Here is a 13,194-nt window from a genome sequence, read left to right on the forward strand (position 1 = left end):
CCAAAGGTCTTCTTTTTTAATTATATACAACAAAATTTGAGCCGAAAGCTGTGATGAGAAATATTCAATCTCAAACAGCGTCAGCGAAAATTGGTTTGAGACATCGAAGGTGGCTCAAATGTTGTTTTAAGAGATTAAGATTCGGTGTGGGGGACTAAGGCCTTATACAAGGTCAAGAGAAGTTGGTAAAATGAGTATATTTGAAAAGAGGTAAAAATGAGTGGACAAAGTAGAGCCAATATCAAGATTGGTTCGAGAGTGCAAATAGTATTAAAGGCAGATCAAAGAACTGGTAAAGTCACAGAGGGCATTGTTAAGAGGATATTGACAAATAGTCCTAATCATCCTCATGGCATAAAGGTCATGTTAGAGGATGGACAAGTGGGTCGAGTTAAGTTGATTATAGAGTGATCTTATTAGGAATGTAAGTCACATAAGTTAAAAATATGGCAAGAACAAAAATCCTAAAATTAAAATCCTGAATTTAAAGGCTAAAATCAAGCGCTTAAACTAAAAGACTCGATACTGAGTCTTTTTTTATGGAGCAAATCATTGGGATTAGAGACGTGTTTTAGAAAATGAATGCATGGGATAGGGCTGTCAAATGGTAGTAAAATGAAATGTCGTGACTTCAAAGACACCTTCCATAACATTGTAAAATTAACGTGGAACTGATATCATATAGATTGAATTACCAATAGGGTAGTTATATATATAAATTGTATAGAAGTAGAGGTAATGGTAAAAACATGAATAAACTTGTGGTCGGAATTCTTGCACATGTAGATGCAGGTAAGACAACTTTATCAGAGGGCATGCTTTATTTAAGTGGTAAACTTCGCCGTTTAGGTCGGGTTGATAATAAGGATGCCTTTTTGGATACAAATGAAATAGAAAAGGCCAGAGGGATAACAATCTTTTCAAAGCAAGCTATTTTTAATATAGATGATACTGAAATTACACTTTTGGACACACCTGGACATGTTGATTTTTCAGCTGAAATGGAAAGAACACTTCAGGTCTTGGATTATGCAATCCTTGTTATTAGTGGTGCAGATGGTGTTCAAGGACATACGAAAACGCTCTGGAGATTACTAGAAATATATCAAATTCCAACCTTTATATTTGTGAATAAGATGGATCAGCCTGGTGTTGATCAAAGTACATTAAGTCAGTCCATAAAAGCAGAGTTGGGAGATGGCTGTATTGAATTTAAAGGTTTAGATTCAAATGATTTTTATGAACAAATTGCATTAAGCGATGAAGCCACTATGGAGGAATATCTTCAAAATGGGTGGGTTTCTAAGGCACAAATTCAAAAGCTGATCAAAAATCGTCTTGTATTTCCTCTTCATTATGGTTCAGCACTAAAGCTTGAAGGTGTAATGTCCTTTATGGAAACCCTAGATAACTTTACAGTCAAGCCGAATTATAAAGAGGATTTTGGCGCAAAAATCTTTAAAATTACGAGAGATGACCTTGGTAATCGATTGACCCATATGAAAATTACAGGTGGAAGTCTTAAGATAAAGGATGCACTTAAAAACAAAGACTGGGAAGAAAAGGTCAACCAGATTCGAATCTATTCAGGCTTAAAATATGAATCTACAGGTTTGGTTGAAGCAGGTACGATATGTGCAGTTACAGGCCTTAATCATACAAAACCCGGTGAGGGTTTGGGGAGTGAAGCCTCCTCAAATATGCCGATTTTAGAGCCAGTTTTATTATATAAGATTATACTACCAGAGGGCGTTGACGAAAGAGTCATTATGCCTAAATTTAGGATGCTCCAAGAAGAAGAACCCGAATTGCGTTTTGTTTGGGATGAGATTTTAAAGGAAATCAGTGTTCAAATTATGGGTGAGGTTCAACTCGAAATATTACAAACACTGGTTCAAAATAGATTTGATATTTCAATCAACTTTGGACAAGGTAGTATTGTTTATAAAGAAAAGGTCACTGGTCTTAGCGAAGGGGTTGGACATTTTGAGCCTTTACGCCATTATGCTGAAGTACATCTATTGCTTGAACCTGGTCAAGTCGGAAGCGGTATCGTGGTGTCATCAAACTGTAGTGAAGAGGTTTTAGATAAGAGCTACCAGAAGTTGGTGTTATCGCATTTACGTGAAAAAGACCACAAGGGGGTCTTAACGGGTTCACCGATCACAGACATGAAAATCACACTTGTATCGGGACGCGCACACAACAAGCACACAGAAGGTGGCGATTTTAGAGAGGCTACATTTAGGGCAGTGAGACAGGGCCTGATGGAAGCAGAGTCCGTTTTACTGGAGCCCTATTATAGCTTTAGACTTGAACTGCCTGAACATTTAGTTGGAAGGGCCATGACTGACATTGAGAGTATGTTTGGTCAGAGTGAAATATCACAGTCAAAAGAGGGCTGGGTTGTGCTTACAGGCAGAGCGCCCGTAGCAAGGATGAGAAATTACCAAAGGGATGTGGTTGCATACACTAAAGGACATGGTAGATTATTTTTGACCCTTAATGGTTATGATGTATGTCATAATTCGGAAGAAGTCATAGCACGTATAAATTATGATAGTGAGCGGGATTTCGAAAATCCAACAGGCTCAGTTTTCTGCACTCATGGGTCTGGGTATTATGTGCCCTGGGATCAAGTTAAAGAACACATGCACCTTGAGCCATATCTCAAGGTTCAAAAGAAATCCAGTGATCCAGTGATTTTGGAGCATTTACCTCAAAGTGAAGATATGTGGTTGAGTCTCGAAGAGATTGACCAAATTATTAATAGTACTTTTAATGCAAACTCATCTAGAAAAGGATCATGGAAGAAGACAAAACGCTCTCAGGATCGCATTTATGAAGGTGTTTCAACAAGCAGTGTTCGTTCACCCAAGCAGACATCTGAAGTCTATTTACTTGTAGACGCATATAACATCATCTTTGCATGGCCAGATTTAAATGAGCTTGCAAGGGATAATATGGATGCTGCAAGAATGAAGCTTTTAGATATTCTCAGTAATTACCAAGGTCTCAAAAAGTGTAAGGTTATTGTGGTCTTTGATGCTTATCGAGTTGAAGGTAGACGAGAAAGTGTTGAAAAATATCACAATATTGATGTGGTTTTTACGGGTGAGGCTCAAACAGCAGACCACTATATTGAAAAATTTGCACATCAAAACCAGAATAAATATCATATAACGGTTGCGACTTCAGATGGTTTACAACAAATGATCATAAGAGGTGCTGGCTGTGCACTCTTGTCTGCCAGGGAACTCATGGATGAAATAAGACAACTCAATATCAAACTGAACCATGACTATCTGGATGGAATGAAACACAACAAAACATCATTTGAAGATGTGCTGAGCATTGAAGATATAGAATTAATTCAAAGTAAAATCAAGGATTAGAGATTAAGTTCAAAAATGTTGCTAATATAGAGTTTTGTGGGGTATAAAAATCATATTATGAAGAAGTCTTTAGGAAGAATTAGCCATTTGCGCTAAGAAGATAGGAGGCAAATAATATGACATTTAAGAATATTACAATAGAGACAACTGTTAACAAACCGATTCAAACAGTCTGGCAGTATTGGAATGAACCTGACCATATTGTCAATTGGAACTATGCATCAGAAGATTGGCATACAACTAAAGCTTCTAATGATCTAAGGATTGGTGGGAAGTTTTCATCAAGGATGGAAGCCAAGGACGGAAGTATTGGCTTTGATTTCGAAGGCATCTATGATCAAATTGTTGAAAATAAGCTTATTTCATATAAGCTTGGTGATAACCGTTGCGTAAAAATCACTTTTGAAGATAATGGCAGCTCAACTAAAATTATCGAAACGTTTGATGCAGAAAGTGAAAACAGCCTAGAACTTCAAAGAAAAGGCTGGCAATCCATTTTAAATCACTTTAAAAAATATGTTGAGCAAGTATAGTCCACTTTTGATTTAGAAAATGATATGTCCCCCAAAAGTTAGACCTAGAAATTCTAACTTTTGGGGGTCTATTTTTTTGGTCAAAAAGGGGGGTAAAGAGATGTCAATCGAAAGAAATTTTAATGATTCGACTTGGCCGACCATGACCGGACTCACTTTTTTTACCAATAATACTCATATAGCCACTGGTTTCAAGCTTATCCAAGATGCGGTCGACACTTCGCTTGGAGATCTCTAGATAAGCTGCTAACTCGTTGGGTGTAAATATGTTCTTTTGCTGATCAATAAAGCACTGTATTTTAAAGATGGTATCTATACCGATTCCAGTGACTTCTGAAACCCTTAAAAAATTGTTGTCTATTTTTGTGGTATTCTTGTCTTTTGGTCTTATGGTGTTAAGAATTGGGCCAATATAATTTCCATCGTTTACTGCAAAGCATAGGTTTCCACCACCCTTTTGAGCTTTGATCATACCAAGATTTGCATTGTAGTTGGCTTCTCTGGCTGTGATGCCGTATCCAATACCTAAGCTGATGGTGCTCATAGTGGCACTTGAAACATCATCAAGCAATGCCATATGATGCAAGTTCTGGGTTTCGTTTTCTAGGATCGTCTTAGTACTAAAGAGCAGATAGCCTCTTTTTCCGATTTCTACCACTGTGGCTTGAATTCTTTGTGCAAAAAGATATATTTTTTCTGTGACTTTTATTTTTTCAGCCATCATTTGATAGTCGTTTTCAAGGAGAAGCGAATATTCGTTTGGTTGATCAATTTCAATAGCAATGGCAACGATTTGACTTGAAGCATTGACTCTGGATCTGATTTTAAGTTCTAACTTTTGCACGGCATTGTGAAGGTCATCTCGTGAGGGGAGTGAAAGGATACAAGGAACACCTTCACTACAGAGGCTTTCATAAATGCTCGTAATTTCAGTAATACAGACAGATACCTTATTTTTAGCATAATTATGACGATGAAATTTTATGATATCCTCAATAAAGTCAGGTTTATAAATATTGGGTTCCATGGAAAAAAAACGATATTGATCTCGTGTTAAACCAACTTCAGAAAAGGCTTTAAGAATCGACTTCTCACTGAAGCAATCGATACTGATATTAAGAGGATCATATTGTCCTTTTAGTGCAATGCCAAGTAAAAGACTTTGCAATTGGAAGTGGTTCTTGTCGATATAAACCCATGGGTTCTTAGAATGCATGGCATGATTAATAATGTCATAGGGGATTTTACCACTGAAGATCACTGCATCAAAGAATGACTCTTGCACCTGTAAGTACTCAATAATGCTAGGCACTTGTGTTGTTGTGGAAAACTCAATTTTAAAAGTCTTAAGCTCTTTGAAAAAATCATGTAAATACTGATCTATGAGATCCAGTCGGTCAAGTGGCCCTAGAATTGCAATTTTTAACATAAATCAACTCCAAAATTTGTCTTTAAAATAAGTATATCTAAAAAGTGATTAAAGTCAATAAAAGCAATTTTAAAGGAGAACTGGTATGATCACAAGGCACAAAGAGGGGCATAAAAGATTGAGAACCTGAGCTGATATGCTGAAAAAAGTCAATGGCTTTATTAAAGACAATTAAAGACAATATACAGTCATTGTCTTGTCAGATACAATAAAATCAAAGAATGAGGAGGTCAATGATATGAAAAAATATGTTGCAGAACCCTTTAAAATTAAAATGGTTGAACCCATTAAAATGACAACTAGAGCTGAAAGAGAAGAAAAATTGAAAAATGCCAACTACAATTTATTTGGTCTTGATTCAGATGACGTTTATATTGATTTTTTAACGGATAGTGGCACTGGCGCAATGAGTGATGCGCAGTGGGCTGGCATGATGTCTGGTGACGAGTCTTATGCAGGCGCGAGAGGCTACAAGAGATTAATGGCTACCGTAAAGGATATCTTTAACTATAAATATGCTCAGCCTGTACACCAGGGCAGAGCAGCTGAGCAGGTTTTATTTCCGAGCTTGCTTAAAAAAGGTCAAAAATGTATTTCAAATATGCATTTTGATACAACAAGAGGTCATGTTGGCCTATTGGGAGCAAGAGCAGTTGATTTAGTGGTTGCAGAAGCTAAGGATACTCAAACATACCTACCTTTTAAGGGCAATATGGACTTAGAGCGACTTGAGAAAGAAATCGTAAGCACTGGTGTTGAAAATGTGGGCCTAATTATTATGACCATTACCAACAACTCAGCTGGCGGTCAGCCGGTTTCAATGGAAAACCTTAGAGAAACACGTAAAATTGCAGATAAGTATGGCATCACGATGATCATTGATGCAGCAAGATATGCTGAAAATGCTTATTTCATAAGTCAACGTGAAGAAGGCTATGCAGATACGCCAATTATTGAAATCGTAAGGGAGATGTTCTCTTATGCAGATGCTTTTACGATGAGTGCTAAGAAGGATGCCATCGTTAACATGGGTGGTTTGATTGGTGTTAGAGATGATGAAGCACTCTTTACAAAAGTAAAAGGTTTGACAATTCCTTATGAGGGCTTTGTAACTTATGGTGGTCTAGCAGGAAGAGACCTTGAAGCCTTATCGATTGGTTTATATGAAGGTATTGAAAAAGATTTCTTAAGATACAGAATAGGTCAGGTGGAGTATCTTGGTGATAAATTAAAAGAGGCGGGAATTCCGTTCCAATATCCTGTGGGCGGCCATGCTGTGTTCTTAGATGCAAAAGCATTATTACCACACATCCCATACACTCAATTTCCAGGACATGCCCTTGCATGTGAGCTCTACTTAGAGGCGGGTATTAGATCATGTGACATAGGTTCATATCTACTCGACCTTGATCCTGAAACAGGAGAGCAATTAGAAGCTGAAATGGAATTTACAAGACTTGCAATTCCTAGACGTGTCTATACTCAATCTCACTTTGATGTGGTAGTGGAGGCCTTGAAAGAAATCAAGAAAAATGCCGATAAAATAAATGGTTATGAGATTACTTGGCAACCACCAGTCTTAAGACATTTCACCTCAAAACTCATACCAATCATTAGAAAATAAATTAGGCCTAACCTGGGAACAAAAAATCGTTTATTAAAGAGATTTGTGATATCAGAATGGTATTTCAATCATGATAGGGAACACCTCTATGCTTGTTCATTGACACGAGCAGAGAGGTGTTTTTTTGTATATCATTAGTTCTCATTCAGCTTTGAGTAAGTAACATCAATTTGCGAAAACACTTTGAGTCATAATGAGATGGCTTAAATGTTGTTTACTTAAACATTGTTACAAAATTGTTTTGTTTATAAGTTAGATTTGCTTTTAAAGCTTACACCATAGGGTATATAGTTTAATCGGAGTATATTTTAAATACAAAAACGATAAAATTGCAGTCTCAATACGATTTGCAGCGATATATCAAGTAAGAAGAGGAGAAAAATTATGTCAAAATTATTTTCAGAGTATGATTTAAAAAATATAAGGTTCAAGAATCGAATTGTAATGCCACCAATGTGTATGTATAGTGCCAATGATGATGGTTTGTCTAATAAGTGGCATCATATCCATTATGCGAGCAGAGCTGTGGGTGGTGCAGGACTCATTATTTTTGAAGCCACTGCTGTGGAAAGACGTGGTCGAATTTCAAATAGAGACCTGGGCATTTGGGATGATAGACATGTTGAAAATCTTAAGATGACTGTAGATGCATGTAAAATTCAAGGCGCAAAAGTTGGCATTCAATTAGGTCACGCTGGACGAAAATGTGAAGCGCCAGATGAAGCGATTATTGCGCCAAGTGCGATTCCCTTCAATGATAAATCTGTGACCCCAAAAGCAATGGATAGAGAAGACATTAATATGGTTATAGAAGCTTTCAAGCAGGGGGCTAGAAGAGCTCGAGAAGCAGGATTTGATGTGCTTGAAATTCACGGTGCACATGGTTATCTCATCAACGCGTTTTTATCACCGTTAACGAATAAGAGAACTGATGAATATGGTGGTAGTCCTGAAAATCGAGCAAGATTTTTAAGAGAAATTATTGAAGCAATAAGAAGTGTTTGGCCTCAGGAAAACGTCTTGATGCTTAGAGTTTCAGCAGAAGAATATCATGAAGTAGGCAATCATCCAGAGGATATCGCTGAAATGATAAACCTTGTCAAGGATGCAGGTATTGATTTGATTGATGTTAGTTCGGGTGGTGTGGTTGAAGCCAGACTAAATTTATATCCAGGATATCAGATTAAATTTGCAGAAATCATCAGAGAAAAAACAGGTCTACCAGTAGTTGGTGGGGGCCTCGTTACAAAGGCAGAAATGGCTGAGGAAATGCTCCAAAATAATCGAATTGATTTTGTTTTTCTTGGACGAGAATTACTGAGAAACCCTTATTGGCCTCTCCAATCAACCTTAACTCTAAAATCAGATATGGCTTGGCCAGAACAATATTTTAGAAGCAAGTAGTAAAGCATAGTTTCATCAATATAAAAACGAGCCCAAGGGCTCGTTTTTTAATAAAATTGATTTTAATTTTCTTGTAAGATCAAATCTCAAGTTTTACATAAATGGTTTTAAGCATTCAGGAATTTCACCTACTATGCTTAAACTAATTTCAAAGTGAACATTCAAACCTTCTGCGATGACTTTAATTTTATCCAGCCATTCACAAATTTCTTGAGGTGTTAGTATGAAAATATTTAAAATACCATCTAAGTACATGCTTTCGATATCGTAATTGGTACTCATTAAACCATGTAGAAAAGCAATAAACTCATCAGAAGAGTTGATTGGAAATTCTGAAATATTAATATATCTAATATCATGATGAATTTCTAGCATACTTTCGTCTGATTCACCTATAAAAATGACATTGCCTTTTGAAGTCTTAACAGCTGCATTCGCATGATCAATCATTTCTTTTGTTTTACCCATGCCTGGTTGTCCAATAATTAGTTTAATCATATAAGCCCCCTGTAAGTTCTGTATTTTAGGTTCATAATTAATTTTAGCATGATTTAAAAGCTTTCTCATTAAGATTATTTTATTTTTTTGAAATTATTATGTTTAAATCACAAAATTAGTAAAATGAAGTATGTTTCATTATTGTAAAAATACACGAAAAATATACGATACAGTGTTAAATTAAGGTGATATGTTATATAATGAGTAGAAAATAATTACCTGAAAGTAGTGCATAAATGTATTGAATAAGGGTGTCTCTAGGGTCACTTAAAGATAAAGTAACATTTAGGAGGAAATGGAATTGATCGATAAAAAAGCGATAGAGGAGCATATTCGCGGTATTTTAATTGCTTTAGGTGATGATCCTGATAGAGAGGGTCTAGTGGATACACCTACAAGAGTTGCAACCATGTATGCCGAGGTGTTCGAAGGTATGAATTATACCAATGCTGAAATTGCAGCTTTGCTTAATAAGACCTTTGAAGAAGATTTGGACATTCAGATGGACAGCAAGGATATGGTGGTCATGAAGGATATAGAAATATTCTCATTCTGTGAGCACCATTTGGCTTTGATGTACAACATGTATGTCACTGTGGCTTATATTCCGACGGATAAGATCATCGGATTAAGTAAAATCGCAAGAATTACGGATATGGTCTCAAAAAGATTACAATTGCAAGAGCGCATCGGAACAGATATAGCGGAGATTATGACCATGATCACAGGATCGGAAGATATTGCTGTGATTATTAAGGGCGAGCACAGCTGCATGACCAGTAGAGGGATTAAAAAGACCAATGCTAAAACTGTGACAACCACTTTCAAAGGGCGTTTTAAATCAGAAGACAGTTTATATTTAAAACTGATGGCAATATATCAAAGTTAGGGGTTTAAGATGTATTTAATGATTGATAACTATGATTCATTTGTGTATAATCTCGTCCATTATTTTGCTGAACTAGGCGTAGAGATGGAAGTACATCGAAATGATACCATTACCATTGAAATGATTGAAGCATTAAAGCCTGATGGCATCATTATTTCACCTGGACCGAAAGACCCTAGCCAAACAGGCATCTGTGAAAGCGTTATTGAACAATTTGCTGACCAAATTCCAATCCTGGGTGTTTGCCTAGGTCACCAAGCAATTGCACACGTTCATGGTGCTAGAGTTGTAAAGGGTGAAAGACCTATGCATGGCAAGCTTTCGATGATTACACATTCAAACAAGGGTGTCTTTAAAAATCTACCATCACCCATGCAGGTGACAAGGTACCATTCACTTGTAGTTGAAGAGGAAACACTTTCAGATTCGTTTTGGATAACAGCTAAAAGCGAAGATGGGAGCATTATGGGGATAAAGCATAAGACCTTGATGCTTGAAGGGGTTCAATTCCACCCAGAAGCTGTACTTACAGAACATGGTCATGCCTTGTTGGCAAACTATATTGCATGGTGCGAGGAGATCAAGGCATGAGTATAATCCTAAAATACAAAAAAATAAAGAACGCATGGAATGGATTTCAAATATATGAGCAAGTTGCCAAAGGTGAAGATCTGATTTTTCTAGATTCTTCAAAAGAAAATTCTCCTTTTAGCCAATACAGTATAATTGGTGTAAATCCATTTTTAGCTATAAAATATGAAAAGGGCAAGATTTATCTCAAGGATTTTACAGAAAAAGCCGCCGATTTTAAATGGCAGGTGGACAAGAGGGATATCTTTGAATTTTTAAATCAAACCGTTCAAAAATATAAAATTATAAATGACACATCTTATCCATTTGTTGGAGGTGCACTGGGTTACTTCAGCTATGATTTGGGGCAAGAGGTGGAGAATCTCATATTTAAGGCAGAGACATTGGTAGAAATACCCGATGTCTATTTTGTGTTTTATGACAATGCCGTCATACTTGACCATAAAACAAATGAATTAATCATAACGGGACTAAACCTGTTGAAGCCAGCTGATGTAAGTGTTTCTGAAATCATAGAGAAAATCAAATCCATTGATGATTTTGATCAAGATCCACCGAATACTCAAAAGAATATGCTGCAAAAATCGACTGAAGCTGTGGTTAATTCACCTAAACCAGTGTTTAAGTCACCTTTTTCATCACTCGAATATCAGTCAGCAGTTAACAAAATGAAAGATTATATCAGAGAAGGTCATATCTATATTGCAAACATGACACATACTTTTTCAAGTGAATTTAATCGACCGGGTATTGAGGTCTATGAGAAGCTTAGACAGATTAATCCTGCACCCTTTTCCGCATACATGCCCCTAGAGGGTTTTAGTATTTTATCATCCTCACCTGAGCGTTTTATTGAAATAAAATCCGGAAAAATCCAAACGAGACCTATTAAAGGAACAAGACCTCGTGGTAAAACACCTGAAGAAGATGAATTTAATAAAAATGAACTGATCATGAGCGAAAAAGACAAGTCTGAGCTCTTGATGATTGTGGATCTGGAACGAAACGATTTAAGCAAGGTCTGCATACCAGGTTCGGTGAAGGTGACGGAACTTTTTAAAATTGAAGCCTATGCAACTGTCTTTCACTTGGTTTCTACGATTGAAGGTCAACTTGAAAAGGGTAAAACGCCCGTTGACTGTATAAAGGCGACCTTCCCAGGGGGATCAATTACTGGTGCACCTAAAATAAGGGCTATGGAAATTATTGACGAACTTGAAAAGACGAAGCGAAACATATATACCGGTGCCATTGGCTATTTGGGCTTTGACGGCAATGCCGATTTTAACATCGTCATAAGAACGATACTCCTTAAAGATAATATGGCCCATATTGGTGTTGGTGGTGGTATCACTTGGGAGTCTGAAACTCTGGCGGAATATGATGAAACCATTGATAAGGCTGTGGCACTATTTAAGAGTTTAGGAGCGGATTATGTGTCTTAAAGAGATTGAACTTGATGAAATTCAATATCATAATGAACTGATACAGGTAGATGAGGGCTTCTTCTTTGGCATAGGATTTTTTGAAACGATATTGGTAAGGAATGAGGCTGTATTCTTAGAGGCTCATGTGGAAAGAATCAACAAGAGCCTCAGTGCCTTTGGTATCAAAAAAGCATTAACTTCTGAATGTGTAAGAGCCTTAATCTTTAAATATGATATTAAGGACTGCGCCTTAAAACTTGTGATTACAGAAAAAAATGTTCTTGCTTCAACAAGGCCTATTTCCTATACGAATGCCTTATATCAACATGGTTTTCATGTTCTAACAGGTGATTTCATAAGGGCATCAAAGATGAGTTTGATCAAGCACAAGTCACTAAACTATGGTGAATGCATTCTCGCGCATCGATTAGCAAACAAAAAAGGTTATCATGATTGTCTTTTTCAAAATGAGAACGGCAATCTCACAGAGAGTAGTATTGCCAATCTTTTCATCCTTGAGAAGGGGCTTTTAGTAACGCCACCAATATCAGAGGGGTTACTACCTGGTATTGTCAGAGCTGAGTTAATGAAGCTTTATCCTGTTATAGAATCGCCAATCACACTGGACCGTTTAATGACAAGTGAGGGTGCTTTTTTAACCAATAGTTTAATGGGCGTTATGAAAATTTCAAAAGTGAACAATGAGATCATGCCTGATTTGGCCTTTATATCTGAGATTAGAGACTGCTATGAAGATTATCTTGTAAATCAAAGTAAGAACAATAGGATTTGAAATTAGTATAAGCGTTTAATATATGAAAGTGAGAACCTTTTATGTCAACTCGATATCAACAAATCATCAAGCACAAACAATATCAAAGTCACCTTGAACAGATTAAGGCGTATGAAGTAGATCGTATTTTTTGTAAGCATGATTTGTCACATTTTGTGGATGTTGCAAGGATTGCCTATATTCTTTGCTTGGAAAATAAGATTGTACTTCAGGGTTTTGACTTAAAAGATATAATATATGCTGCAGCTATGTGCCATGATATTGGTCGCCATATAGAGTATATGAATGATATTTCACATGAAATCGCAAGTGCTCAACTCTGTGTTGATATTTTGCAAGATGTGGGTTATTCTAAGGGCGAAATTGACTTGATTGTTGATATTATATTAAGTCATAGAAGTAAAACCCTAAATGAACAAAAAAGCATTCAGGCTTTTTTTAACCAAGCAGACAAGCTATCAAGAGCTTGTTTTAATTGCCATGTATCAGGGGAATGCAATTGGGATATTAACAAGAAGAATATAGAGATCAAATACTAGATACTAAGTAATTTGAGAAAAAATTGGATGTCGGATAATCAGGTATCAAAAAAAAGACAATAATAAACACTC

At 36.5% G+C, this 13,194-nt stretch carries 12 protein-coding genes; 10 read left to right on the forward strand and 2 right to left on the reverse strand.

The window, feature by feature from the left end; translation table 11 throughout:
- Positions 1–216: 216 nt before the first annotated feature.
- The 3 genes from AC220I_RS10965 (at position 217) to AC220I_RS10975 (ending at position 3,928) form a co-directional block, all read left to right on the forward strand.
- Positions 217–411 carry a YwbE family protein gene (locus AC220I_RS10965; RefSeq protein WP_486723872.1) on the forward strand — a complete coding sequence of 65 codons (195 nt, stop codon included), beginning with the start codon at positions 217–219 and terminating at the stop codon, positions 409–411.
- Positions 412–749: 338 nt separating this feature from the next.
- Positions 750–3,395: an NYN domain-containing protein gene (locus tag AC220I_RS10970; protein WP_486723873.1), complete on the forward strand. Its 2,646-nt coding sequence runs from the start codon at positions 750–752 to the stop codon at positions 3,393–3,395.
- A 116-nt stretch (positions 3,396–3,511) separates the two neighbouring features.
- Positions 3,512–3,928, forward strand: coding sequence for an SRPBCC family protein (locus AC220I_RS10975; RefSeq protein WP_486723874.1), 417 nt, complete (start codon positions 3,512–3,514; stop codon positions 3,926–3,928).
- A gap of 103 nt (positions 3,929–4,031) precedes the next feature.
- On the opposite strand, the gene AC220I_RS10980 is transcribed toward AC220I_RS10975, so the two are convergent.
- Positions 4,032–5,357 (reverse strand): MarR family transcriptional regulator, encoded by a 1,326-nt coding sequence (locus AC220I_RS10980; RefSeq protein ID WP_486723875.1) that lies wholly within the window; start codon positions 5,355–5,357, stop codon positions 4,032–4,034.
- A gap of 238 nt (positions 5,358–5,595) precedes the next feature.
- On the opposite strand from AC220I_RS10980, the gene AC220I_RS10985 reads away from it, so the two are divergent.
- Both AC220I_RS10985 and namA read left to right on the forward strand, forming a co-directional pair.
- The gene (locus AC220I_RS10985) at positions 5,596–6,981 is read left to right on the forward strand and encodes a tryptophanase (protein ID WP_486723876.1); all 1,386 of its coding nucleotides are present in this window, start codon (positions 5,596–5,598) and stop codon (positions 6,979–6,981) included.
- 384 nt (positions 6,982–7,365) lie between these two features.
- The gene (gene namA / locus AC220I_RS10990) at positions 7,366–8,385 is read left to right on the forward strand and encodes an NADPH dehydrogenase NamA (protein WP_486723877.1); all 1,020 of its coding nucleotides are present in this window, start codon (positions 7,366–7,368) and stop codon (positions 8,383–8,385) included.
- 93 nt (positions 8,386–8,478) lie between these two features.
- Here namA and AC220I_RS10995 read toward each other — a convergent pair whose 3' ends face one another.
- Positions 8,479–8,883, reverse strand: a complete 405-nt coding sequence (locus tag AC220I_RS10995; RefSeq protein WP_486723878.1) for a twitching motility protein PilT — start codon at positions 8,881–8,883, stop codon at positions 8,479–8,481.
- Positions 8,884–9,184: 301 nt separating this feature from the next.
- On the opposite strand from AC220I_RS10995, the gene folE reads away from it, so the two are divergent.
- The 5 genes from folE to AC220I_RS11020 are packed head-to-tail and all read left to right on the forward strand — an operon-like array spanning position 9,185 to position 13,122.
- Positions 9,185–9,772: a GTP cyclohydrolase I FolE gene (gene folE, locus AC220I_RS11000; RefSeq protein WP_486723879.1), complete on the forward strand. Its 588-nt coding sequence runs from the start codon at positions 9,185–9,187 to the stop codon at positions 9,770–9,772.
- A 9-nt stretch (positions 9,773–9,781) separates the two neighbouring features.
- Complete coding sequence (locus AC220I_RS11005; RefSeq protein ID WP_486723880.1) at positions 9,782–10,363, forward strand: anthranilate synthase component II; 582 nt, start codon at positions 9,782–9,784, stop codon at positions 10,361–10,363.
- A complete protein-coding gene (pabB, locus tag AC220I_RS11010; RefSeq protein WP_486723881.1) occupies positions 10,360–11,808 on the forward strand; it encodes an aminodeoxychorismate synthase component I in 1,449 nt (482 codons plus the stop codon). The genes AC220I_RS11005 and pabB overlap by 4 nt, the downstream gene beginning before the upstream one ends.
- Positions 11,798–12,583 carry an aminotransferase class IV gene (locus AC220I_RS11015; RefSeq protein WP_486723882.1) on the forward strand — a complete coding sequence of 262 codons (786 nt, stop codon included), beginning with the start codon at positions 11,798–11,800 and terminating at the stop codon, positions 12,581–12,583. Before pabB ends, AC220I_RS11015 begins: the two co-directional genes overlap by 11 nt.
- Before the next feature lie 41 nt (positions 12,584–12,624).
- Positions 12,625–13,122 (forward strand): HD domain-containing protein, encoded by a 498-nt coding sequence (locus AC220I_RS11020; protein WP_486723883.1) that lies wholly within the window; start codon positions 12,625–12,627, stop codon positions 13,120–13,122.
- Positions 13,123–13,194: the final 72 nt, after the last annotated feature.

The organism is Fusibacter sp., from assembly GCF_057447755.1.

What these genes read in the sequence shown, in the direction of transcription:
- AC220I_RS10965 (WP_486723872.1), top strand. Translation starts at nt 217, where the DNA reads ATGAGTGGACAAAGTAGAGCCAATATCAAGATTGGTTCGAGAGTGCAA.
- AC220I_RS10975 (WP_486723874.1), top strand. Translation starts at nt 3,512, where the DNA reads ATGACATTTAAGAATATTACAATAGAGACAACTGTTAACAAACCGATT.
- AC220I_RS10980 (WP_486723875.1), bottom strand. Translation starts at nt 5,357, where the DNA reads ATGTTAAAAATTGCAATTCTAGGGCCACTTGACCGACTGGATCTCATA.
- pabB (WP_486723881.1), top strand. Translation starts at nt 10,360, where the DNA reads ATGAGTATAATCCTAAAATACAAAAAAATAAAGAACGCATGGAATGGA.
- AC220I_RS10985 (WP_486723876.1), top strand. Translation starts at nt 5,596, where the DNA reads ATGAAAAAATATGTTGCAGAACCCTTTAAAATTAAAATGGTTGAACCC.
- AC220I_RS10970 (WP_486723873.1), top strand. Translation starts at nt 750, where the DNA reads ATGAATAAACTTGTGGTCGGAATTCTTGCACATGTAGATGCAGGTAAG.
- AC220I_RS11005 (WP_486723880.1), top strand. Translation starts at nt 9,782, where the DNA reads ATGTATTTAATGATTGATAACTATGATTCATTTGTGTATAATCTCGTC.
- AC220I_RS11020 (WP_486723883.1), top strand. Translation starts at nt 12,625, where the DNA reads ATGTCAACTCGATATCAACAAATCATCAAGCACAAACAATATCAAAGT.
- AC220I_RS10995 (WP_486723878.1), bottom strand. Translation starts at nt 8,883, where the DNA reads ATGATTAAACTAATTATTGGACAACCAGGCATGGGTAAAACAAAAGAA.
- AC220I_RS11015 (WP_486723882.1), top strand. Translation starts at nt 11,798, where the DNA reads ATGTGTCTTAAAGAGATTGAACTTGATGAAATTCAATATCATAATGAA.
- namA (WP_486723877.1), top strand. Translation starts at nt 7,366, where the DNA reads ATGTCAAAATTATTTTCAGAGTATGATTTAAAAAATATAAGGTTCAAG.